Source organism: Micromonospora sp. NPDC049282, assembly GCF_043197045.1.
In the GTDB taxonomy this organism is placed as follows: Bacteria; Actinomycetota; Actinomycetes; order Mycobacteriales; family Micromonosporaceae; genus Micromonospora.
This window is the reverse complement of record NZ_JBICSL010000022.1, coordinates 20,322-43,743: the sequence shown is the minus strand read 5'-3', so window position 1 is coordinate 43,743 and position 23,422 is coordinate 20,322. Positions and strand designations below refer to the sequence as shown.

The window sequence follows — 23,422 nt, the reverse complement described above, 5'->3', positions numbered from 1 at the left end:
GTGTCCGCTAGTGCGCCAAAAGCGGATTTGTGTGGTGAGGTGTAACCGTGGCGGGCTATGTGTTCGGGCTGGTGCTGCATCCGACCCGGGACGTCTCCGAGGTGGTGGAGATGATCGCGAGCTGGGCGGCCCGGCACGGCAAGACCCTGGCCGTGCGCGAAGAGGACCGGCAGCGAGTGCCGACCTCCGTGAAGGCGGTGACCGCCGACGAGTTGGCGGCCGCCAGCGACGCGCTGATCAGCATCGGCGGGGACGGCACCATGCTCGGTGCGCTGCGGCTGGCCGTGCGGGACCCGAAGCCGGTGCTCGGGGTGCACCTGGGCCGGGTGGGTTTCCTGGTCGAGGTCCAGCCACCGGACCTGCCCCGGGCGCTGGAACGGCTGGTGGCGCACGACTTCACCGTCGAGTCGCACGCCTGCCTGGCCTGCGACGTGTGCGGCGACGACGTGGTGGCGTTCAACGACATCGCGCTGGTCCGGCAGCCCGGCGCAGGCTTCGTCACCGCCACCCTGGCGGTGGACGGCCAGCGCTACGGCTACTACCGGTGCGACGCGCTCGTGGTGAGCACGCCGACCGGCTCGACCGCGTACAGCTACGCCGCCGGCGGTCCGCTGGTCTCGCCGGCGACAGAGGCGCTGGTGGTGACACCGTCGGCCCCGATGGCCGGGATCTCCCGCTCGGTGCTGCTCTCCCCGCACGAGAGCGTGCACCTTCAGTTGCGTCCCGACTCGGCGCCGGTGGCGGTGGAGATGGACGGGCTGTTGATCCGGGAGGCGGCGACCGAGGGCTCGGTGCACGTCCGCTACGTCCGCGACGCCGGCCAGGTGGTCCGCCTCGACCCGCGCCGCCACCAGGAACGCAACCAGCTCAAGCTCAGCCTGTTGGACCTGCCGCTGCTGCCCGACCAGCTCCGCGAGTTGCTGCCGGGCGGGCTGCGGGAGCAGCTCAACCGCCGGGACCTGCCCCCGCCACGCTGACGCGTCAGGCGCCGAGCACGCCGTCCACCAGCGACTTGGCCTCCTCCTGGATGCGGGCCAGGTGCTCCGGCCCCTGGAACGACTCGGCGTAGATCTTGTAGACGTCCTCGGTGCCCGACGGCCGGGCGGCGAACCAGCCCGACTCGGTGGTCACCTTGAGCCCGCCGATCGCGGCGCCGTTGCCCGGCGCGGCGGTCAGGACCGCGGTGATCGGCTCGCCGGCCAACTCGGTCGCGCTCACCTGCTCCGGCGAGAGCTTCGCCAGGACCGCCTTCTCCTCCCGTCCGGCCGGGGCGTCGATCCGCGCGTAGGCCGGCGCGCCAAAGCGGTCGGCCAGCTCGGCCCAGTGCTCGCCCGGCGTCCGCCCGGTGGTGGCGATGATCTCGGCGGCGAGCAGGCAGAGCAGGATGCCGTCCTTGTCGGTGGTCCAGGTGCTGCCGTCGCGACGCAGGAAGGACGCGCCGGCGCTCTCCTCGCCGCCGAAGCCCACCGAGCCGTCCAGCAGGCCGGGCACGAACCACTTGAACCCGACCGGCACCTCCAGCAGCGTCCGGCCCAGGTCGGCCGCGACCCGGTCGATCATCGAGGAGGAGACAAGCGTCTTGCCCACCGCGGCGGCCGGGCTCCACCGGTCCCGGGTACGGAACAGGTGGCCGATCGCCACCGCCAGGTAGTGGTTGGGGTTCATCAGCCCGCCGTCGGGCGTGACGATGCCGTGCCGGTCGGCGTCGGCGTCGTTGCCGGTGGAGACCTGGTACGTGTCACGGGCGGCGATCAGCGAGGCCATCGCGTTCGGCGAGGAGCAGTCCATCCGGATCTTGCCGTCGCCGTCGAGGGTCATGAACCGCCAGGTGGGGTCCACCTCCGGGTTGATCACCGTAAGGTCGAGGCGGTGCCGTTCGGCGATCTCCCCCCAGTACGCCACGCTCGCCCCGCCCATCGGGTCGGCGCCGATGCGCACCCCGGCGTCCCGGATCGCGTCGATGTCCAGCGCGGCGGGCAGGTCGTCGACGTAGTGGGCGAGGAAGTCGTACTCCCCGGTGGTGTCCGCGGCGCGCGCCCGCGCGTACGGGATGCGCTTCACCTCCTTGAGCCCGGCGGCGAGGATGGCGTTCGCGCGGTCCTGGATCCACTTCGTGACGTCGGTGTCGGCGGGCCCGCCGTTGGTGGGGTTGTACTTGAACCCGCCGTCGGACGGCGGGTTGTGCGACGGCGTGATCACGATGCCGTCGGCGAACCCGGAGGTTCGGCCCCGGTTGTGGGTGAGGATGGCGTGCGACAGCGCCGGGGTGGGGGTGTAGCCGTCGCGGCTGTCGCGCAGCACGGTGACGTCGTTGGCGGCGAGCACCTCCAGCGCGTCGGCCTCGGCCGGCGCGGAGAGCGCGTGGGTGTCCCGGGCGAGGAACAGCGGCCCGTCCAGGCCCTGCTCCCGCCGGTAGTCGCAGAGCGCCTGGGTCACCGCGAGGATGTGGTCGGAGTTGAACGCGTTGCGCAGGCTCGACCCGCGGTGCCCGGAGGTGCCGAAGGAAACCTGCTGCGCCGGGTCGCTCGGGTCCGGGTGCTCGGCGTAGTAGGCGGTGACCAGCCGGGGCACGTCGACCAGGTCGGCGGGCTCGGCGGGCTGCCCGGCACGGGGGTGGGCCACTGCGGGATCCTCCTCGAAGGTGGGTGGGGCCGGTCAGGGCTCGACGCGCTGACCCTTGCCGATGACGACGATGCCGTTGTCGGAGACGGTGTAGCGCTGACGGTCCTTCTCCAGGTCGACACCGATCTCGGCGCCCTCCGGAACGTAGACGTTCTTGTCCAGGATCGCCCGGCGGACGACAGCGTGCCGGCCGATCTCGACACCCTCCATCAGCACGGCGCCGTCGACGTGCGCCCAGGAGTGCACCTTGACCTTGGGCGATACGACCGAGTTCTCCACCAGCGAGCCGGAGATCACCGCCCCGGGCGAGACCATCGAGCCGACCGCCCGCCCCACCCGCTCGCCCCACTGGTGGACGAACTTGGCCGGCGGGTACGGCGGCTGCTCGGTGTAGATCGGCCAGTCGAAGTTGTAGAGGTTGAACACCGGGTGCACATTGATCAGATCCATGTGCGCGTCGTAGAACGAGTCGAGCGTCCCCACGTCGCGCCAGTAGCCGCGGTCCCGGTCGGTGCTGCCCGGCACGTCGTTGTCCTTGAAGTCGTAGACGTTGGCCTCGCCGCGCTCGACAAGCATCGGGATGATGCTGCCGCCCATGTCGTGCTTGCTGGACTTGTCCGCCGCGTCGCGTTCGACCGCCTCGCAGAGCGCCCGGGTGCTGAACACGTAGTTGCCCATCGAGGCGTAGATCTCGCCGGGCGAGTCGGGCAGCCCCACCGCGTCGGTGGGCTTCTCCCGGAACGCCCGGATCCGCTTGCCGTCCTCGCCGACCTCGATCACGCCGAACTGGTCGGCCGTCGACAGCGGCTGGCGGATGCCGGCCACGGTCACCCCGGCGCCGGAGGCGATGTGGTCCTCCACCATCTGCCGGGGGTCCATCCGGTAGATGTGGTCGGCGCCGAAGACGATCACGTGGTCGGGCTGCTCGTCGTTGATCAGGTTGAAGCTCTGGTAGATCGCGTCGGCCGAGCCGGCGAACCACCACGGGCCGCGGCGCTGCTGCGCCGGCACCGGCGTGACGTAGTTGCCGAGCAGCGTCGACATCCGCCAGGTCTTGGTGATGTGACGGTCCAGGGAGTGGGACTTGTACTGGGTCAGCACGACGATCTTGAGAAAGCCGGCGTTCGCCAGGTTGGAGAGGACGAAGTCGACCATGCGGTACATCCCGCCGAAGGGGACGGCCGGTTTCGCCCGGTCGGTGGTCAGGGGCATGAGGCGCTTGCCCTCCCCGCCGGCCAGGACGATCGCGAGCACCTTGGCAGCCATGGTCAGACGCTATCCACCCCGAAGCGACTTCACCACTCGGACGGCGCAGTTGCGCACCCGGTGCTCTGCACTAGGGTGCGGGCATGGCACCGTTGCGCGTCGACCTGCTCACCCGTGAATACCCGCCGGAGGTCTACGGCGGCGCCGGCGTGCACGTGGAATACCTGGCCCGGGAGCTGCGCCGGCTCGCCGAGGTGCGGGTGCACTGCTTCGGCGCGCCGCGCGACGAGCCCGGCGTGACGGCGTACGCCGAGCCGGCCGCGCTGGCCGGCGCGAACGCCGCGCTGCGGGTCATGGGCGTCGACCTGGAGATGGCCGCCGGCACGGCCGGCACCGACCTGGTGCACAGCCACACCTGGTACGCGAACCTGGCCGGGCACACCGCGAAGCTGCTGCACGGGGTGCCGCACGTGGTGAGCGCGCACAGCCTGGAGCCGCTGCGGCCGTGGAAGGCCGAGCAGCTCGGCGGCGGGTACGCGCTCTCCTCCTGGTGCGAGCGGACCGCGTTCGAGGCCGCCGACGCGATCATCGCGGTGAGCGCGGGCATGCGCCGCGACGTGCTCACCGCGTACCCGCAGGTGAACCCGGACCGGGTCCGGGTGGTCTACAACGGCATCGACACCGTCCAGTACGCCCCGGACTCCGGCACCGACGTGCTCGACCGGCTCGGCATCGACCCGGGGAGGCCCAGCGTGGTCTACGTCGGGCGGATCACCCGCCAGAAGGGCCTGCCCTACCTGCTGCGGGCGGCCCGGGAGCTGCCCGCCGACACCCAGCTGGTGCTGCTCGCCGGCGCGCCGGACACCCCGGACCTCGCCGCCGAGGTGGAGGAGTTGGCCGCCGAGCTGCGGGCCAAGCGCTCGGGCGTGGTCTGGGTGGCGGCGATGCTGCCCAAGCACGAGGTGATCCAGGTGCTCACGCACGCCACGATCTTCGTCTGCCCGTCCGTCTACGAGCCGATGGGCATCGTCAACCTGGAGGCGATGGCCTGCGAGACGGCGGTGGTGGCCACCGCCACCGGCGGCATCCCCGAGGTGGTCGCCGACGGCGAGACCGGTCTGCTGGTGCCGATCGAGCAGGCCGGTGACGGCTCCGGCACGCCGCTGGACCCGGAGCGCTTCGTGGCCGACCTGGCCGCCCGGATGAACGAGCTGCTGGCCGACCCGGCGCGGATCGCGGCGTTCGGCGCGGCCGGCCGGCGACGCGCGGTGGAGCACTTCTCCTGGTCGGCGATCGTCGAACAGACGCTCGCCGTCTACCACTCCGTGCAAGGAGCGGCCCCCGCTTAACGCTTCCGGTAGAGGCGGGGCCCCTTGTTAACAGGTGTCGTCCCGCCGGTGGTCGCGTCGGGGCCGGTACGGTGCCGGCATGAGCGCAGACGCGGTTGGCAGGTCGATGCCCCCGACCGTGTCGCTCGACGATCTGACCGCCATGATGGCCGCGGACGAGCACCATCGATACGAGATCAGCCCCGAGGGCGTGCTCTCGATCATGCCGCCGCCGGGCTACGCCCACGCCATCATCGCGACCCGGCTCATGCTCTGGCTCGCCCAGGGCGGCGTGCCGGCGGACCACATCGCCCAGGCCGTCGGGCTGCGTATCCCCGGCCGGCGTGGCGGGGTCGGCGGGCGCATCCCGGATCTGGTGGTCTGGAGCAAGGCCCAGGCCGACGGCGTCTGGCTGCCGACCGCCGACGTCCTTCTCGTCGTCGAGATCGTCTCTCCCGGCTCCGAGGGCATCGACACGGTGACCAAGCGGAGCGAGTACGCCGCCGCCGGCATCCCGCAGTACTGGATCGTGGAGCAGGACCCGGCACAGACGGTCACCATGCACCGCCTGGACGGCGAGCGCTACGACGTACGGGCGACCATGCCGCTCGCCTGGGTCCTCAACACCAGCCCGGCCGAGTACGACCTCGGCTGACACCGTCGGCGGCTGCCCCGCCACGGCAGATCTTGGAAGCGAACGGCCCTCAGAGGGGCCGAATCTTCCAAGATCTCGGGTGAAGCCGGCAACTTGACTACGTCGCCCGGGATGCCGCCTCCCGCGTAGGGTCGCCGGATGCCCGATGCGATCTTCGCCCATCCGCGCCTCGCGCCGGTCTACGACACCTTCGACGGAGACCGGGACGACTTTGCGGCCTACCTCGCCATCGCCGGTGAGCTGGGCGCGCGCACGGTGCTCGACGTGGGCTGCGGGACCGGGTCGCTGGCGGTCCTGCTCGCCCGGCACGGCCACACCGTCGTCGGCGTCGACCCGGCCGAGGCGTCCCTCGACGTCGCGCGGGCCAAGGATGGAGCCGGCAAGGTTCGCTGGATCCACGGCGACGCCTTGGCACGCCGTAGGCGTACTGCCGCCGGGTGAGCGCCGGACGCTCGGCGCGAGGCGGGCCGGGCACGCCGTCGCCGTCCGGGTGCGGAGGCCGGGATGCGAGCTCGGATGCCAGCTCGGCGAAGTGGTCATATCCGGGTCACGGGGATACCACTACTTCACCGAACTGGTGTCGATCATTGGCCGAAACTGGCCAATGGCCCTGCCCCACGCGGCGCGATCCGGTGCATCAGGGGTTGGCGCCGAGCGCGAGACGATCTCGCGCAGTAGGTTGAGCGGGTGACTGGACGGTTCCCGATCGAAGACGTCTCCCCCGTCGTCGCCTGCGGTCGCTACCCGGCCAAGGCGGTGGTCGGCGAGGTCGTACCGGTGTCGGCCCGGGCCTACCGCGAGGGCCACGACGCGCTCGGCTGCAACGTGGTCTGGCTCGGTCCGGACGGCGCGGCCCGGCCGTTCACGCGGATGCGCCCCGGCGAGCCCGGCCAGGACCGTTGGCACGCCACCGTCACCCCGGACGCGGTCGGCTTGTGGCGGTTCACCGTCGAGGCGTTCCAGGATCCCTACCTGACGTGGCAGAACGCGGTGACCAAGAAGCTGGCCGCCGGTCAGGGCGCGGCCGAGCTGGGCAACGACCTGGCCGAGGGCGCGCGGGTGCTGACCGCCGCGCTCGACCTGGTGCCCAAAATCGAGCGGAAGCGCGTGCGGGCCGCCGCGAAGGCGCTGCGCGACGACAGGGCGGACCTGCCCCGCCGGGTGAGCGCGGCGCTGGAGCTGGCCCCGCTGCTGTGGGAGCACCCGGTGCGCGAGCTGGTCACCACCGGCGACGAGCGCAGCCTGTGGGTGGACCGGCCGCGGGCGCTCTTCTCCGCCTGGTACGAGTTCTTCCCCCGCTCCGAGGGCGCGATCGCGGCCACCGCCGACGCGCCGGCCCGCTCCGGCACGTTCACCACCGCGCTCGACCGCCTGCCCGGCGTCGCCGCGATGGGCTTCGACGTGCTCTACCTGCCGCCGATCCACCCGATCGGCCGGGTCAACCGCAAGGGCCGCAACAACGCGCTCACCGCCGGGCCGGACGACGTCGGCTCGCCGTGGGCGATCGGCGCGGACGAGGGCGGCCACGACGCCATCCACCCCGACCTGGGTACGCCGGAGGACTTCCGCGACTTCGTCGCCGCCGCCGCCGAGCAGGGCCTGGAGGTGGCGATGGACCTGGCGTTGCAGTGCGCGCCGGACCACCCGTGGGTGACCGAGCACCCGGAGTGGTTCACCACCCGGGCCGACGGCAGCATCGCGTACGCGGAGAACCCGCCGAAGAAGTACCAGGACATCTACCCGGTGAACTTCGACAACGACCCGGAGGGCATCCGGGCCGAGGTGCTGCGGGTGGTGCGGCACTGGGTCGGCGAGGGCGTGAAAATCTTCCGGGTCGACAACCCGCACACCAAGCCGTTCGACTTCTGGCACTGGCTCATCGCCGAGGTCAAGCGCGTCGACCCGGACGTGCTCTTCCTGGCCGAGGCGTTCACCCGCCCGGCGATCATGCACGGGCTCGGCAAGATCGGCTTCACCCAGTCGTACACCTATTTCACCTGGCGGACGACGGCGGCCGAGATGCGGGAGTACTGCGAGGAGCTGGTCGCCTCGGCCGACTGGATGCGCCCGAACTTCTGGCCGAACACGCCCGACATCCTGCACTCCTCGTTGCAGCACGGCGGGCCGCCGATGTTCAAGATCCGGGCGGTGCTGGCCGCGCTGCTCTCCCCCTCCTGGGGCATGTACGCGGGCTTCGAGCTGTTCGAGCACGTCGCCCGCCCCGGCGCCGAGGAATACCTGGACAACGAGAAGTACGAGCTGCGCCCCCGGGACTGGGACGGCGCGTTGGCGCGCGGGCGGTCGCTGGCGCCGTTCATCACCACGCTCAACCGGGTCCGCCAGGACAACCCGGCCCTGCACCAGCTCCGCAACCTGCGCTTCCACGACATCGACAACCCGGCGCTGCTGTGCTGGTCGAAGCACGACCCGGAGACCGGCAACACGGTGATCGTGGTCTGCTCGTTCGACTCCCGCACGGTGCAGTGGGGCAACACCACGCTGGACATGCCGGCCCTCGGCCTCGACTGGCACGAGCGGTTCACCGTGCGCGACGAGCTGACCGGCGCGGAGTACGACTGGGGGCAGCGCAACGCGGTGCGCCTCGACCCGTACCTGCAACCGGCGCACGTGCTCACCGTGCGTCGCCCGGCGTCGCCGGCCGCCGAGGAGCCGGCGCACCCGGCCGCGCCCGACCTGACCGTCGAGGACGTACCCGCCGACCTCTCCGGCGGCACCGCACCGACCGCATCCGCCGAGAGGGACGACGCACGATGGACCAGTTGATCGCCGGCGAGGCGTACGACCCGCACGCCGTGCTCGGCGCGCACCCGGCCGACGGGAGCACCACGATCCGGACGCTGCGCCGGGGCGCGGGCGAGGTGACCCTGCTGGTCGACGGCGACCGGCACCCGATGAAGCGGGTGCACGACGCCGGCGTCTTCGAGGCGGTGCTCCCGGGCGAGGTGCGCGACTACCGGGTGGAGGTGGACGGCGCGACGCTCGACGACCCGTACCGTTACCCGCCCACGCTCGGCGAACTGGACCTGCACCTGATCGGCGAGGGGCGGCACGAGCGGCTCTGGGCGGCGCTCGGCGCCCGGGTCTTCGACGAGGGCGTGGCGTTCACCGTGTGGGCGCCCAACGCGCGCGGTGTGCGGGTGGTCGGCGACGTCACCGGCTGGGGTCCGGACGACGGCTGGCCGATGCGCTCGCTCGGGTCCAGCGGGGTGTGGGAGATCTTCGTGCCCGGCGTGCCGGCCGGCAGCCGCTACAAGTACCGCGTCCTCGGCGCCGACGGGCGGTGGCGGGACAAGGCCGACCCGATGGCCGCCCGCACCGAGGTGCCGCCGGCCACCGCGTCGGTGGTGCACGATTCCCGGTACGAGTGGGGCGACGCGGGCTGGCTGGAGCGCCGGGCGGCGCGGCAGCCGCACCAGGAGCCGATGAGCGTCTACGAGGTGCACCTCGGCTCGTGGCGGCCCGGCCTCGGCTACCGCGAGCTGGCCGAGCAGTTGACCGTGTACGTCACCGAGATGGGCTTCACCCACGTGGAGTTGCTGCCGGTGATGGAGCACCCGTTCGGCGGCTCGTGGGGCTACCAGGTCACCGGCTACTACGCGCCCACCGCCCGGTTCGGCGACCCGGACGACTTCCGCCACCTGGTCGACCGGCTGCACGCCGCCGGCATCGGGGTGATCCTCGACTGGGTGCCGGCGCACTTCCCCAAGGACGAGTGGGCCCTGGCCCGCTTCGACGGCACCCCGCTCTACGAGCACCCCGACCCGCGCCGCGGCGAGCAACCCGACTGGGGCACGTACGTCTTCGACTTCGGCCGCAACGAGGTCCGCAACTTCCTGGTCGCGAACGCGCTCTACTGGCTCGACGAGTTCCACGTCGACGGGCTGCGGGTCGACGCGGTCGCCTCGATGCTCTACCTCGACTACTCCCGCTCCGAGGGGCAGTGGGCCCCGAACGTGCACGGCGGCCGGGAGAACCTGGAGGCCATCGCGCTGCTCCAGGAGGTCAACGCCACCGTCTACCGGCACCACCCGGGCGTGCTGATGATCGCCGAGGAGTCCACCGCGTGGCCCGGCGTCACCAGGCCGACCTCGGACGGCGGGCTCGGCTTCGGGTTCAAGTGGAACATGGGCTGGATGCACGACACCCTGCTCTACACCTCGAAGGACCCGATCTACCGGCAGCACCACCACCACCAGCTCACGTTCTCGCTGGCGTACGCGTGGAGCGAGAACTACGTGCTGCCGATCAGCCACGACGAGGTAGTGCACGGCAAGGGGTCCCTCGCCGGCAAGATGCCCGGCGACACCTGGCAGCGGCTGGCGACCGTGCGGGCGCTGCTGGCGTACATGTGGGCGCACCCCGGCAAGCAGTTGCTCTTCATGGGCTGCGAGCTGGCCGACGACCGGGAGTGGAGCGAGGAACGCGGCCTCGACTGGTACCTCACCCACGACCCGGCCCGGGCCGGCGTGCAGCGCCTGGTCGCCGACCTGAACCGCGTCTACCGGGCCACCCCGGCGCTCTGGGCGCAGGACACCGACCCGGCCGGCTTCCGCTGGATCGCCGGCGACGACGTCGCCCACAACGCGATCTCGTTCATCCGGATCGCCCCGGACGGCCGGACGCTTGTGTGCGTGGCGAACTTCTCCGCGACGCCGCTGGCGGACTACCGGATCGGCCTGCCGGCCGGCGGTACGTGGACCGAGGTGCTGAACACCGACGCCCACCACTACGGCGGTTCCGGCGTGGGCAACCTCGGCGAGGTGCACGCGGAGAACGTCCCGTGGCACGGCCTGCCCGCGTCAGTGTCCCTGCGAGTCCCCCCGCTGGGCGTCCTCTGGCTCCGCCAGGACCGACAAGGATCCCCCGCCCCGGCGGGAAACGAGAAGTAGCGTCAGAGATTGGCGACTCCGGTCGCACAAACTGCTGTCATCGTTCCCCTACCGAGTGGGCCACCAGGACTCGATCCTAATGTCGGGCGAGGCTGATGAGTGAGACGAGGAGCAGGAGAGATCCGACAACAAGTCCTGCAACCGGAAAGATCAATGACTTACCGATGACTATTTGTCGCCGGAATATCCCGACCACGGAGATCAGTATGATCCCCAGACCAACAATGATACCCAATTCCGGTTGCGGATTCTCCCGCGTCCCGGCGGCGAGGAAATCCCCCTGTCCTACCACGCAACCACCTGCCGCTGCCACGTCGGCCCCGCCGAAACGCCCACGCTAACACTCACCCCTGCACCAATCGTCGGCTCCGTTTAGCCGTGAATCTGATCATCTCCGGAGTCCGGGCGGCGTGCCCACCCTGTCACGAAGAACGCCTCCACCTCTCGCCCATCGCTCGCACGTCTGCACCCGCCGCTGACCGCGCCGTCAGGAAACGTAGTACGAAGGCGCACATCGAGCTGTCGGAGGTCCGGACGTCTTCGCGGAGCGGGCGCCCTGGTTGTAGACGTACGCGACGGATCCGGGGTCAGTTTCCCCGGCACCCCCTACCTGGAAGGCGTCAGACACGACGTGGTCCCGCCCGGCACGCCGGGCCGTCAGTCCACCCCCGCGATCCGAGGGAGAGCTCGCCCGGCCCGTCGATCATGAAGTTAGCGGCGACAAAACGCCCCGGCTCTCTTGCCGGCCAACTTCATGATCGCCCAAGCCTGGGCCGGAAGGGCGGCCGAGATCTTGGAGGGAATTGGCCCCTGGAGGGGCACTTTCCTTCCAAGATCTCTCCGCTCCCGGTATGCGGGAGGGTTGTCCGCCACATGGGAGTAGCGCGGCGCCGACTTCATGATCAGCGAGGGCGTCCGGAAGGCGTCAGACCAGGTCGGCTTCTCGTAGGAGCTTCCAGAGGCCGGCGCCGTCGGGGGCGCTCAGCCACTTCTGGCCGGCCGGGCCGGACGAGGAGCGGCCGGCCGGGGCGGGCAGGCTGCCGGCCAGCACCGACTGGGTCGGCGACAGCCGCCGGATCGCCACGCCTGCGACGTTGTCCGGGTGGGCGGCGGCGAACTCCCGGTAGATCTCCTGGTCGTGCTGCCCGTCGTCGCCGATGAGCAGCCAGCGCACCTCGGGGAACTCCCGGGCCAGCCGGGCCAGCGTGGCCCGCTTGTGCTCGCGGCCGCTGCGGAACCAGCGGTCGGCGGTCGGCCCCCAGTCGGTGAGCAGCAGCGGCCCGGCCGGGTAGAGGTGCCGGGACAGGAACCGGGTCAGCGTCGGTGCGACGTTCCAGGCGCCGGTGGAGAGGTAGAAGACCGGCGCGCCCGGGTGGGCGGTGGCCAGGCGCTCGTAGAGCACCGCCATGCCGGGCACGGCGTTGCGGGCGTGCTCGTCGAGGACGAACGTGTTCCACGCGGCGAGCATCGGCCGGGGCAGCGCGGTCACCATGACCGTGTCGTCGATGTCGGAGAGGACGCCGAAGCGCACGGTCGGGTCGAGGATGCGGACCAGCGCCTCCACCGGCTCGGCGTCGGCCACGCGCAGGCGTACGCAGCCCCAGCCGGGGGTGAAGTCGCCCTTGACGACGGTGTCGACGAAGCCGCTGCGGTCGGCGGTCACCTCCTGGCGCACGCCGTTGACCTCGATGGTGACCTGGGCGTGCTTGGCCGGAAGGGTGGCGAAGCTGCGCCAGCCGCGCACCTTCTCCAGCCGCCCGCGGCGGGTGTCCGGGCGGCCCAGCAGCACCCGGCAGAGCACCCGCGCCCAGCCCGGGGCGCCGTACCCGGCGTACGCGATGATGTTGGGCTGCCACCCGGTGCGCCGCAGCCGGCGCTCCACCAGGCCGTGCAGCGCGTCCTCGAGGCGCGCGGCCCGGTGCAGTTGCGGCACGGCCAGCTGGTCCGGTGGTGTGGGTGGCACGTAGCAACCCTGCCACAACCGGCGGGGCCCGGCCACGCGAGTGATCCGGACCGATCCGCCCCGAAGCCCGGTGACCGGCGTGTCACACTGCGTTCGGGGCGACGACGGGGGCGTGGGTCGTGTCGACAGCGAGGCGGAGCCCGGACGCGCCGGCGCTGGTGGCGCTGCTGCTCGGCGCGGCCGGGGTCGGCTACCGGCTGGTGCTGACCCTGCTCACGGTGCCCGCCTCGAACAGCGACGAGGCGACGTTCGGCCTGGCCGCCCTGCACATCGCCGGCGGCCACGAGCGGCCGGTCTTCCTCTACGGGCAGCGCTATATGGGCGTGCTGGAGTCGTACCTGGCCGCGCCGCTGGTGGGCTGGGGCGGGCCGAGTTGGCCGCTGCTGCGGCTGCCGCTGCTCGCGCTGTACGCGATCTTCCTCTGGCTGGCGTACCGGTTGACCCGCCGGCTCTTCTCCCCCTGGCTGGCCGTGCTCGTGGTGGGGCTGCTGGCGCTGGGTTCGGAGCGGGTGGTCCGCGACCAGCTCACCGTGGTCGGCGGCCGGCCCGAGGTGAAGCCCGCGGTGCTGGCCCTGCTGCTGATCGCGGTCGCGCTCGGGGAGCGGCGGGTCCGGTACCGCTGGCTCGCCACCGCAGCGTTCGGGCTGCTCGCCGGCCTGGCGCTCTGGTCGGACTGGCTGATCGCGCCCTACCTGCTGGTGGCCGTCGTGGCGCTGGTGCCGGCCGCCTCCCGTGACCTGGTCGGCTGGCCGGGCGTGCTGCTGGTCGCCGGCTTCGGAGTCGGGATCGCGCCGGTGGTGAAGGACAACATCGTGGCGCCGCCCGGGCAGGACTCGCTGTCGGTGTTCCGGGAGATCAGCACGAAGGACGGGGTGGCCCCGTCGGTGGCCGAGCGGCTGCACGGCGGGCTGCTGGAGGGGGTGCCGCTGGCCTCCGGGCTGTGCCCGATGGACGGCTGCGCGGGCTGGGCGCGGTGGTTCGGGGTGCTCTACCCGGTGCTGCTGGTGGCCGCCGCCGGGCTCGGCGTGGTCGCGTACCGCCGGGCCGTCGACCCGGCCGCGCGGGTCCGGGCCGTCGCGATCCTCGCCCTCGTCGCCGGCGCGGCGGTGACCCTGCTGGCGTACGTGCGCAGCCCGCTCTCCGCGACCGATCCCGTGGGCAACGCCCGCTACCTGTCGGTGTTGCAGATCTCGTTGCCGGCCGCGCTCTGGCCGCTCTGGCTGGGCGCCGCCGCCGCGCTGCGGGCGACCGCGTCCCGGGCGACCCGGCTGCGCGGCGTCGCGGCCGGCGCGGTGCTGGCCGGGCTGACCGCCGCCGCGCTGGCCGGCACGCTGGCGTTCCTGGCCGGCATGCCGGGGATACGGGCCGAGGAACGGTCCGCCCGCCGGCTCGCCGACGCGGTGCTGCGGGCCGGCCTGCACGAGGTGTACGGGGACTACTGGACCTGCAACCGGCTGATCTTCAACACCGGCGAGGCGGTGGCCTGCGGGGTGCTGGACGGCAACCTGACGCCGGGGCAGAACCGCTACCCGGCGTACTGGCGGCGGGTGGGGCGGGCGGCCCGGCCCGGGTACGTGGTGGCGGTCGGCTCACCGGCGGAACGCGCGCTGCGGCGGCTGCTCGGCGACCGGGCCGACGCGGCGGTGCTGGCCGAGATCGGCGGGAGTCGCGTGTACCACCCGGAACGCGCCGTCCGGCCGTGGCGCTGAACCCGGCCCGTACGCTGTGCCGGTGCTCATCCTGCTGCCCCCGTCCGAGGGCAAGGCCGAGGCCGGCACCGGCCGGCGGCTGGACCTGTCGCGGCTGTCGCTGACCGAGCTGAACCCGGCCCGGGAGGCGGTGCTGACCGCGCTCGTCGACCTCTGCGCCGGCCCGGACGAGGCGGCGGCCCGCGAGGCGCTGGGCCTGAGCGAGGGGCAGCGCGGCGAGCTGCGGCGCAACGCCCGGCTGGGGGCGGCGGCCACCGCGCCGGCCGCCCGGCTCTACACCGGGGTGCTCTACGAGGCGCTCGACCTGGCCACGCTCCCCGCGGCGGCGGAGCGGGCCGCCCGGCGGTCGGTGCTGATCAGCTCCGGCCTGTGGGGCGCGGTCCGGCTCACCGACCGGGTCCCGCCGTACCGCTGCCCGATCGGGGCGCGGCTGCCCGGGGTCGGCGCGCTGTCCGCGTACTGGCGTGCGGCGCTGGGACCGGCCCTGACCGGGGCCGCGGGCAGCGGTCCGGTGCTGGACCTGCGCTCCGGCGCGTACGCGGCCACCTGGGCGCCGCGCGGGGCGGTCGCCGACCGCACGGTGACCGTGCGGGTGCTGCACGAGCGGACGGTCGACGGGACGCCGGTGCGGTCGGTGGTGAGCCACTTCAACAAGGCGACCAAGGGCCGGCTGGTGCGCGACCTGCTGCTCGCCGGCGTCCGGCCGCGCAGCGCGGACGCGCTGGTGGGGGCGCTGCGCGAGCTGAAGTACACGGTCGAGGAGGCGCCCCGGGCGGCCGGGCGGCCCCGGCAGCTCGATGTGGTCGTCGGCGACCTCTGAGCGCAAGTTTTGCTCAAGGCTCGGGCGCAGCGGTTCCCCGGCCCGGCCTGGGGGGCCACGGTAGAGGCGCCACCACGCCGACCAAGGAGCTGTGCCGATGCTCTCCGAGCCCACCACGCTGCTCGACCGGCCCCGCCCGCCGTCCCCGGCCCCGCCGCTGGACTGGCTGACCCTGGCCGACGCGTTCGAGGTCGCCTGCCTCGTGCGGTGCACGCCGCCGCCGGCCGCCGACGTCCGCCGGCTCGGCGTGGGTCCGTACCGGGGCGGGATCGCCGAGTTCAACCGGGAGGACGCGGCGCACCGGATGCGGCAGCTGCTGCGCCGGCTCGACGTGCCGGTGGAGCACGAGCTGACCATGGGCGGCCTGCGCCGCCGCTACGAGCTGCACCGGCTGTCGGTGCCCCGGGAGCACCGGTCGGCGTACGCGAGCCTGCTGGATGCCGGCTGGCGACAGGGCCGCCGGGAGCTGCTCGGCGGGCCGGTGCCCGGCGCTTCGACGGCACGGCGGCTCTGGCGTCCCCGGCTGGCGGCCTCGGCCTGGCGGGCGGCGCTGCTCGCCGGCGGCCGGCACGTACGCCGGCACTGCCTCGGCATCCGGCTGGCCGACCGTGACCTGGCGGCGGTGCTGGTGCGCGGCGCGGCGCTGCTGGAGGTGCCGGCGGTGCTGCGGCCGGGGTCGGGCTGCTTCCTGGTGAGCGTGTCCAACGGTGAGCACCGGGCCCGGATCACCGAGAGTGCCACGCTGGGCTGACCGCCGCCGGCAGGGCGGGCTTGCGCCGCGGCGGGTACGCGGCGCAGAGTGCAGCCCGTGAGCCGACACTGGTCTGCACGCGGACGGCGCCGGACCGCGGCCCCGCTGGCGTTGCTGCTGCTGCTCGTCACCGGCGTGGCCGGCTGCCGGGACGAGCCCACCGAGCCGGTGCGGATCCGCATCGCCACCGGCAGCCCGACCGCCGTCTACCACGCCTTCGGCCAGTCGCTGGCCGCCCTGCTCAACCGGGAGCTGCCCGGGGTGCGGGCCGAGGTGCTGGTCACCGCGGCCTCCGCGCAGAACGTCCGGCTGGTCGGCGCCGGGGACGCGGAGCTGGGGTTCACCCAGGCCGACGTGCTTCCGCCGCGCGAGCCGGAGCACCCGACCGTGCTCGCGGTGGCCCGGGTCTACGACGACCTGCTGCACCTGGTCGCCACCGCCGGCGGTCCGGTGCGCACGCTCGCCGACCTGGGTGGCCGGCGGGTCTCGGTGGGCGCCGACGGCTCCGGCACCGAGGTCACCGCCACCCGGCTGCTCGCGGTGGCGCAGCTCGGCGGCGCCCGGGTCCGCCAGGAGCACCTGGGGTTGGACGACTCGGTGGCCGCCCTGCGCGAGGGCCGGATCGACGCGTTCTTCTTCTCCGGCGGCCTGCCGGTGCGCGGCGTCGCCGACCTGGCCCAGCGGACCTCCCTGCGGATGGTCGACCTGGGCGACTGGACCGAGCCGTTGCGGCGCTCGTACGGGCAGGTCTACGTGACCCGCGACATCCCCCGCTCGGTCTACCGGGCGGACCCGGTCAGCACGGTGGCGAACCCGAACTACCTGATCGTCAACGCCGACCTGCCGAGCGCGCTGGTGCGCGACGTGACCCGGCTGTTGATGGACCGGCGGGAGGAACTGGCCGCGGCGCATCCGGCGGCCGGCCGGATGAGCCCCCGGTCGGCGATCGTGACCACCCCGCTGCCGCTGCATCCGGGCGCGGCGCAGTGGTACCGCGACACCAAACCCTGACCGGGGTCAGCGGCCGACCGGCTCGCCGTGGCGCTGCGGCGCGGCCGGCTCGTCAGCCGCGTGGGGGGCGCCGGGCGTGCCCGGGTCGTCGGGCGGCGCCGGGAACCACAGCTCGGCGACCAGACCCCGGGGCTCGCCCTGGCGCATGGTGAGCCGGCCGTCGGACGCGTCGACGAGCACCGCGGCGATGGTCAGCCCCAGCCCCGCGCCGTCCACGTTCTGCGCGTCCGGCGCCCGCCAGAACCGCTCGGTGGCCTGGCCGAGCTGGCTGGCCGTCATGCCGGGGCCGGTGTCCCGCACGGTCAGCTCCGTGCCGCCGTCGGCGGGGCGTACGGTCACCGTCACCTCTCCCCCGGCGCCGCTGAACTTGACCGCGTTGTCGATCAGGGCGTCGAGCGCCTGGTCGATGGCGGTCGGCACGGTCCGCGCGTACGCCGGCGACTCGCCCGCGTCGAGCCGGAGCGTGACCGCCCGGTGTCGGGCCAGCGGCAGCCAGGCCACGACCCGGGACGCGGCCGCCGCGCCGGCGTCCACGGTGACCCGCTGGTTCTCCTCCCGTTCGGCCCGGGCCAGGGTGAGCAGCGCGTCGAGCACGGTGGCCAGCCGATCGGTCTCCTCCAGCGCCAGCCGGTGCTCCGCCCGGCCGTCCGGATCGGTGAGGCTGGGCCCCAACTCCTCCACCCGCAGCCGCAGCGCGGTCAACGGGTTGCGCAGCTGGTGGCTGGCGTGCGCGACGAAGGCCCGTTGCCGGTCCATCACGTCGGATACCGCGTCGACCATGTCGTTGAAGCTGGTCGCCAGCCGGCGCAGCTCGGGCGGGCCGAGCCGGGGGCGGACCCGGGCGGTGCGGCGCCCCTCGGCGATCTCGTGGGTCGCCACGTCCAGCTCGGTGACCGGGCGCAGCACCCAGCCGGCCAGTCCGAACGCGGTGGAGACGCAGGCCAGCACCGCGAGCAGGCCGATGCCGGCAAGCATCAGCCACCACACGGTGACGGTGCGGCGCACCGGGCCGGCCGGCGTGGTGGTGACCACCGCGCCGAGCACCTCGCCGCCGTCGTTGATCGGCACCGCGGTCACCAGCGGCCCGTCCTCCCAGGGCCAGATCGACTCCGGGCCGCTGAACTGCTGCCCGGACAGCGCGGTGTCGACCGCCGGCCCGGTGCCCCCGCCCGGGTCCCACCGGCCCGAGGCGGCGACGGTGCGGCGGTCGCGGTCCACCACGGCCGCGCCGATGCGGTAGAGGTCGTCGTAGGCGGCCAGCTCCCCGCCCAGCGGGCCGGGGCTGCCGCCGCGCAGCGCCGGACCGGCCAGCGAGGCGAAGCGGGTGGCGTCGGCGAGCCGGTCGGCGCGGACCCGGTCGGTCTCCCGGGAGGCCAGCGTGACCGCCAGCGGAGTCTCCAGCGCGAACAGGACCAGCACCATCAGCAGCAGGTAGCTGATCACCAACCGGCGGCGCACCCGGGCCTCCTCACCCGCCGCGGAGCCGGTAGCCGACCCCGCGTACGGTTTCCACAAGCGTCGGGTCGCCGAGCTTGCCGCGCAGCGAACCGACGTGCACCTCGACGGTGTGCCGGTCGGCCCAGACGGTGCCCCAGACGTCGAGCAGGATCCGGTCCCGGGGTACGGCCACCCCGGGCTGGCGGGCCAGCGAGAGCAGGATGTCGAACTCCTTGCGGGTCAGGGTCACCGCCCGCCCGGCCACGCTGACCGTCCGGCCGCCCACGTCGATGCGGACCGGACCCGCCTCGATCAGGTTGCGTTCCGGGACGGTGTGCGACGCCCGGCGCAGCACCGCCTCGATCCGGGCCTGCAACTCCACCATCGAGAACGGCTTGACCACGTAGTCGTCGGCGCCCAGCCGCAGGCCCAGCACCCGGTCGCGTTCCTCGCCCCGGGCGGTCACCGCGATGATGCCGAGCTGGCTGCTGCGCCGGCGCAGCTCCCGGCACAGGTCGGTGCCGTCGCCGTCGGGCAGCGTCAGGTCGAGCAGCACCAGGTCGCAGGGGGCGGCGGAGAGCGCGGCCGCGACCGTGGCGGCGTGTTCCACCTGGTAGCCACGGCGGGTCAGCGCGGACGACAGCGCCGCGGCGACCCGACGGTCGTCCTCGACCAGGAGGATCCGCACCCGTGCCTCCGTCCGTTCGCGGTGTTGCCCTGGGAATGGTGGCAGAGACGCCGCCCGGACGCGAGGGCGCTCTACGCTGCGGTGGTGATCTACAAGATTCTCGCCGACGACGAGTGGCGGCAGGCACGGGCGGACGGCCGGTTCGCCGGCACCGCCATGGACCGTGAGCACGGCTTCATCCATCTCTCCGGCCCGGACCAGGTGGTGGAGACCGCCCGCCGGGTCTACTCCGGGGTCACCGGCCTGACCCTGCTGGCGGTGGATGAGAGCCGGCTCGGCGACGCGCTGCGCTGGGAAACCTCCCGCGGTGGTGCGCTCTTCCCGCACCTGTACGCGATGCTGCCGGTCGACGCGGTGGTCGCGGCGCATCCGCTGCCGGCGGACCGGCCGGCCGCCGACGCGGTGGCCGAACTGCTCGACTAGGTGCTCGTTATGCTGCGTCGAGCCCCGCCCGACGGCGCGACGCGCCCCGCACGATGCGAGTTGAGATGACTGACAGCAACGACCGGTCCGCTTCCGTCTTCGTCCACCCGACGGCCGACGTGGAGTCCGGCGCCCGGGTCGGCGACGGCACCAAGGTCTGGCACCTGGCGCACATCCGGTCGAGCGCCCAGGTCGGCGCCGGCTGCGTGATCGGCCGCAACGTCTACGTCGACGCGAGCGTCACCGTCGGCGACCGCGTGAAGATCCAGAACAACGTCTCGGTCTACCAGGGCGTGACCATCGAGGACGAGGTCTTCGTCGGCCCGTGCGCGGTGTTCACCAACGACTTCCGGCCGCGGGCCCAGAATCCGGACTGGACGATCACCCCGACGCTGGTCCGCCGGGGCGCCTCGATCGGCGCGAACGCCACGCTGGTGTGCGGCATCGAGGTCGGCGAGTACGCGATGATCGCCGCCGGCTCGGTGGTGACCCGGGACGTCAAGCCCTACCAGCTGGTGGCCGGCAACCCGGCCCGGCCGAAGGGCTGGGTCGACGAGAAGGGTGAGGTCGTCTCCCGGGACGTCGACAACCCGCCGCACCAGGGCTGAGTACGCGACGGGGGCGACGACCGGACCGGTCGTCGCCCCCGCGTGTCGGCGTGTCGGTCAGCCGCAGAGCCGACCGATCTCGTCACGGAACCGGTCCATCGGGTTGGCCCCGGCCGGACCGAGCAGGTATTCCTTCAACTCCCGCCGCGCCTCGGCCATCGGGTCGTCCCCGCCCCGGGTCACCGCGAGGATCTTGGCCAGCTCGCCGCCGTCCACGGAGAGCAGGTACGCCGCCCGCGCGGTCGGGAACTGCCGGCGGAACTCGTCCTCGGGCAGCCCGGCCGGGTTCGCCACCACGTACGGCCGCTCGCTCTGCACGAAGTCGGAGACCACGCTGGACACGTCGCTGACCAGCAGGTCGGTGACGTTGAAGCAGTCGAACAGCGACGGCGTGCGGCCGGTGACCACCAGGTGCGCGGCGCCGTCGAGCGACCCGGGGTCGGTTTCGCCGCCGGCCGCGCGGATCCGGGCCACGATGCGCTCGTGCACCGCCTTCGCCTTCGGCGAGCGGGTGCCGGTCAGCGGGTGCGGCTTGTAGATCACCCGCAGGTTCCCGGCGGACAGCAGCCCGGACACGATCCGCTCCCCCATCAGCACCAGCGAGGTGTGGTAGGGGTCGTCGTCCAGCCAGCCCTCCCAGGTGGGGGCGTAGAGCACGGTGAACAGGTGGTCGGCCGCGCCGGAGCCGAACGTGCGCACGCCGGCGAGCTGCGGACGCCCCACCTCCACGATGTCGCGGTCCAGCACACCGACGTCGGCGCGGGCGTACCGCTCCCGGCCGGCCGGACCGGCCACCCACACCTCGTCGTAAACCTTGCTGTACGGGTTGACGCTGGCCGCCTTGTCGCTGTCGCCGTGCCCGACGAAGACGTGCTTCACGCCCGGCTCGCGCAGCAGGTGGATGTTGGCGCCGACGTTCGCCGCGTAGAGCGCCACCCGGAGCGAGCCGAGGTCGAGGTTCATGAAGTCGACCCCGGCCGGTACGCAGATCACCGGCAGCCGGGTGTCGGCCAGCTGGTGGAACGCGTCCGCGGCCCGCAGCAGCACCACCGCGCGCCGGCCGGTCGCCTCCATCGGCGCGAGCCACATGTTGGCCTGGTAGACGTCCTTGGCCGGGCCGGCGAAGTAGAGGGCCACCTCGGGCTTCTCCCGGGCCAGCCAGTCGTGCACGGCGGGCAGCACGCCCGGGGTGGTCCCCCGGCCGCGCAGCAGGGCCAGGGCCAGCACCGCGGCGGTGACCAGGCCGGCGACCAGGGTCACCGCGCCGGTGACCACCACCGGGGCGACCCGGTCCACCGCGGCGGCCACCACGGCCGCCGGCACCAGCAGCACGTTGAGCAGCGGCAGCCGCAGCCCGGCCAGCCGCCGCGCCCACGCCGGCGGGGCCGGGACCCGGCGCAGCGCGCCGAGGTCGATGTTGCGGGTGTACGCCGGAGGGTCGACCCGTCCCTCGATCGACTTGGTGACCGCGGTGGTGCCGACCGCCACGGTCCAGAGCGCGGCCGGCAGCAGCAGCACCGCGACCGTGCCGGCCACGCCGGGGCGGACCGCGGCGATCACCAGCAGCGCCACCGACAGGTCCCGGACCAGCCGCCGGAACGGCAGGCCGACACCGGCCTTGGCGACGAGCTGGGCGGTGGCGGCGAACCGGGTGGCCAGCGCCAGCTCACCGCTCAGGACGACCACCGCGGCGATGGCGTACGGGATCACCAGGCCGAGGGCGCCGGCGAGGATCATGACGCCGTACCCGAGGAACGTCGCGCCGACCGCGGCGAGGCCCTGCTGGCTGCGTACTCTGCTGAACAACGACACGCTCCCTGTCTGCCCGCCGGTGTCGACGAGGCCCGATCCGGACGGCTGCGACCCTAAACGGGTCAAGTGACGCAAGTATTACCGGGGTGTCCGGTGGGTGAACAACGGACGACGGCTTTCGTCCCGCTTCGCGCCGGGCACATCACGCAGCGGGCCCCGGCCGAGACGGCCGGGGCCCACCCTGAACCGGCATCAGCCGCCGATGACCACCCGGCGCACGCCCGTCCAGCGGGCCGGGTCGGTGACCCGCCGGCCGTCGACCAGCACCGTCACGCCCGGCAGGTCCGCCGGGGTGAGGTTGCGGTATTCGGCGTGGTCGGCCTGGATCACCGCGGCGCCGAGCGGCTCGCCGTCGTAGCCGGGCAGGCCGTGCGCGACCAGCTCCTCGTTGGAGTACATCGGGTCGGAGACGTACGGGGTCGCGCCCCGCCGGCGCAGCGCGTCGACCGTCGGGAAGACACCCGAGAACGCGGTCTCCTTGACCCCGCCGCGGTAGGCGGCGCCCAGCACCAGCACGCCCACCCCGGTCAGGTCGCCGTACGCGGCGGCGAGCAGGTCGACCGCGTAGTCCGGCATCGCGGCGTTGGCCTCCCGAGCCGAGCGGACCACGGTGGCCTGCGGGTCGTTCCACAGGTACATCCGCGGGTAGATCGGGATGCAGTGCCCGCCGACCGCGATGCCCGGCGAGTGGATGTGGCTGTACGGCTGGGTGTTGCACGCCTCGATGACCTTGGTGACGTCGACGCCGACGGTGTCGGCGAAGCGGGCGAACTGGTTCGCCAGGCCGATGTTGACGTCCCGGTAGGTCGTCTCGGCGAGCTTGGCCAGCTCGGACGCCTCGGCCGAGCCGAGATCCCACACGCCGTTGGGCCGGTCCAGATCGGCCCGCTCGTCGAAGTCGAGCACCGCCTCGTAGAACCGCACGCCGTGCGCGGCGGAGGCCTCGTCGATGCCGCCGACCAGCTTGGGATAGCGGCGCAGGTCGGCGAAGACCCGGCCGGTGAGCACCCGCTCCGGGCTGAACACCAGGTGGAAGTCGGTGCCCGCGGTGAGACCGGAGCCCTCGGACAGCATCGACGCCCAGCGGTTGCGGGTGGTGCCGACCGGCAGCGTGGTCTCGTAGCTGACCAGGGTGCCCGGCTTGAGGCCACGGGCGATGGCCCGGGTCGCGTCGTCCATCCAGCCGAAGTCCGGCACGCCCTCGGCGTCCACGAACAGCGGCACGACGACCACGACCGCCTCCGACTCGGCGACCGCGGCGGCGGTGTCGGTGGTGGCCGACAGCAGCCCGGCGGCCACCGCCTCCTTCAGCTTCACGTCCAGGTCGGCCTCGCCCGGGAAGGGCACGGCACCGTCGTTGACCAGCTGGACGACCCGCTCGGAGACGTCGGCACCGAGCACCCGGTGCCCCTTCGAGGCGAACTGCACGGCGAGCGGCAGGCCGATCTTTCCGAGCGCGACGACGCAGATGTTCATGAA

The 23,422-nt window shown here is 73.2% G+C and carries 19 protein-coding genes; 12 read left to right on the top strand and 7 right to left on the bottom strand.

Features of this window, described 5'->3' with window-relative positions; translation table 11 throughout:
- The first annotated feature begins 47 nt into the window (after window positions 1–47).
- Window positions 48–977, top strand: a complete 930-nt coding sequence (locus ACGFI2_RS27040) for an NAD(+)/NADH kinase (protein ID WP_393521987.1) — start codon at window positions 48–50, stop codon at window positions 975–977.
- Window positions 978–981: 4 nt separating this feature from the next.
- Here the strand turns inward: ACGFI2_RS27040 and pgm are convergent, their stop codons facing one another.
- Window positions 982–2,622 (bottom strand): phosphoglucomutase (alpha-D-glucose-1,6-bisphosphate-dependent), encoded by a 1,641-nt coding sequence (pgm, locus tag ACGFI2_RS27035; RefSeq protein ID WP_393521985.1) that lies wholly within the window; start codon window positions 2,620–2,622, stop codon window positions 982–984.
- Window positions 2,623–2,655: 33 nt separating this feature from the next.
- A complete protein-coding gene (gene glgC, locus ACGFI2_RS27030) occupies window positions 2,656–3,888 on the bottom strand; it encodes a glucose-1-phosphate adenylyltransferase (RefSeq protein WP_393521983.1) in 1,233 nt (410 codons plus the stop codon).
- Between the two features lie 83 nt (window positions 3,889–3,971).
- On the opposite strand from glgC, the gene glgA reads away from it, so the two are divergent.
- From glgA to glgB, 5 genes are all read left to right on the top strand, one after another.
- Window positions 3,972–5,177 carry a glycogen synthase gene (gene glgA / locus ACGFI2_RS27025; RefSeq protein WP_393521981.1) on the top strand — a complete coding sequence of 402 codons (1,206 nt, stop codon included), beginning with the start codon at window positions 3,972–3,974 and terminating at the stop codon, window positions 5,175–5,177.
- Window positions 5,178–5,256: 79 nt separating this feature from the next.
- Window positions 5,257–5,811 carry a Uma2 family endonuclease gene (locus ACGFI2_RS27020; protein WP_393521979.1) on the top strand — a complete coding sequence of 185 codons (555 nt, stop codon included), beginning with the start codon at window positions 5,257–5,259 and terminating at the stop codon, window positions 5,809–5,811.
- Window positions 5,812–5,949: 138 nt separating this feature from the next.
- Complete coding sequence (locus ACGFI2_RS27015) at window positions 5,950–6,252, top strand: class I SAM-dependent methyltransferase (RefSeq protein ID WP_393521977.1); 303 nt, start codon at window positions 5,950–5,952, stop codon at window positions 6,250–6,252.
- Between the two features lie 246 nt (window positions 6,253–6,498).
- Window positions 6,499–8,595: a maltotransferase domain-containing protein gene (locus ACGFI2_RS27010; RefSeq protein ID WP_393521975.1), complete on the top strand. Its 2,097-nt coding sequence runs from the start codon at window positions 6,499–6,501 to the stop codon at window positions 8,593–8,595.
- Window positions 8,583–10,721, top strand: coding sequence for a 1,4-alpha-glucan branching protein GlgB (gene glgB / locus ACGFI2_RS27005; protein ID WP_393521973.1), 2,139 nt, complete (start codon window positions 8,583–8,585; stop codon window positions 10,719–10,721). Before ACGFI2_RS27010 ends, glgB begins: the two co-directional genes overlap by 13 nt.
- Window positions 10,722–11,646: 925 nt before the next feature.
- Here glgB and ACGFI2_RS27000 read toward each other — a convergent pair.
- Complete coding sequence (locus ACGFI2_RS27000) at window positions 11,647–12,684, bottom strand: App1 family protein (RefSeq protein WP_393521971.1); 1,038 nt, start codon at window positions 12,682–12,684, stop codon at window positions 11,647–11,649.
- Between the two features lie 119 nt (window positions 12,685–12,803).
- Between ACGFI2_RS27000 and ACGFI2_RS26995 the strand changes: the two genes are divergently transcribed.
- The 4 genes from ACGFI2_RS26995 to ACGFI2_RS26980 all read left to right on the top strand — a co-directional run bounded on the left by ACGFI2_RS26995 (window position 12,804) and on the right by ACGFI2_RS26980 (window position 16,975).
- Window positions 12,804–14,393 carry a hypothetical protein gene (locus ACGFI2_RS26995; protein WP_393521969.1) on the top strand — a complete coding sequence of 530 codons (1,590 nt, stop codon included), beginning with the start codon at window positions 12,804–12,806 and terminating at the stop codon, window positions 14,391–14,393.
- A 16-nt stretch (window positions 14,394–14,409) separates the two neighbouring features.
- Entirely contained in the window at window positions 14,410–15,213 is an 804-nt protein-coding gene (gene yaaA / locus ACGFI2_RS26990; protein ID WP_393521967.1) for a peroxide stress protein YaaA, read from the top strand.
- 97 nt (window positions 15,214–15,310) lie between these two features.
- Window positions 15,311–15,964 (top strand): hypothetical protein, encoded by a 654-nt coding sequence (locus tag ACGFI2_RS26985; RefSeq protein ID WP_393521965.1) that lies wholly within the window; start codon window positions 15,311–15,313, stop codon window positions 15,962–15,964.
- A gap of 57 nt (window positions 15,965–16,021) precedes the next feature.
- On the top strand, window positions 16,022–16,975 hold the full coding sequence (locus ACGFI2_RS26980) for a TAXI family TRAP transporter solute-binding subunit (RefSeq protein ID WP_393521963.1): 954 nt from the start codon (window positions 16,022–16,024) through the stop codon (window positions 16,973–16,975).
- A 6-nt stretch (window positions 16,976–16,981) separates the two neighbouring features.
- On the opposite strand, the gene ACGFI2_RS26975 is transcribed toward ACGFI2_RS26980, so the two are convergent.
- Window positions 16,982–18,433 carry an ATP-binding protein gene (locus ACGFI2_RS26975; protein WP_393521961.1) on the bottom strand — a complete coding sequence of 484 codons (1,452 nt, stop codon included), beginning with the start codon at window positions 18,431–18,433 and terminating at the stop codon, window positions 16,982–16,984.
- A 10-nt stretch (window positions 18,434–18,443) separates the two neighbouring features.
- A complete protein-coding gene (locus ACGFI2_RS26970) occupies window positions 18,444–19,100 on the bottom strand; it encodes a response regulator transcription factor (RefSeq protein ID WP_393521959.1) in 657 nt (218 codons plus the stop codon).
- Window positions 19,101–19,184: 84 nt separating this feature from the next.
- Here ACGFI2_RS26970 and ACGFI2_RS26965 point away from each other — a divergent pair, with 84 nt between their 5' ends.
- Together ACGFI2_RS26965 and ACGFI2_RS26960 are read left to right on the top strand one after the other, a co-directional pair.
- The gene (locus ACGFI2_RS26965) at window positions 19,185–19,523 is read left to right on the top strand and encodes a DUF952 domain-containing protein (RefSeq protein WP_393521957.1); all 339 of its coding nucleotides are present in this window, start codon (window positions 19,185–19,187) and stop codon (window positions 19,521–19,523) included.
- 65 nt (window positions 19,524–19,588) lie between these two features.
- Window positions 19,589–20,131, top strand: a complete 543-nt coding sequence (locus ACGFI2_RS26960; RefSeq protein WP_393521955.1) for an acyltransferase — start codon at window positions 19,589–19,591, stop codon at window positions 20,129–20,131.
- 57 nt (window positions 20,132–20,188) lie between these two features.
- Here the strand turns inward: ACGFI2_RS26960 and ACGFI2_RS26955 are convergent, their stop codons facing one another.
- Both ACGFI2_RS26955 and ACGFI2_RS26950 read right to left on the bottom strand, forming a co-directional pair.
- Entirely contained in the window at window positions 20,189–21,937 is a 1,749-nt protein-coding gene (locus ACGFI2_RS26955; protein ID WP_393521953.1) for a CDP-glycerol glycerophosphotransferase family protein, read from the bottom strand.
- 198 nt (window positions 21,938–22,135) lie between these two features.
- Window positions 22,136–23,419 carry a nucleotide sugar dehydrogenase gene (locus tag ACGFI2_RS26950; protein ID WP_393521951.1) on the bottom strand — a complete coding sequence of 428 codons (1,284 nt, stop codon included), beginning with the start codon at window positions 23,417–23,419 and terminating at the stop codon, window positions 22,136–22,138.
- Window positions 23,420–23,422: the final 3 nt, after the last annotated feature.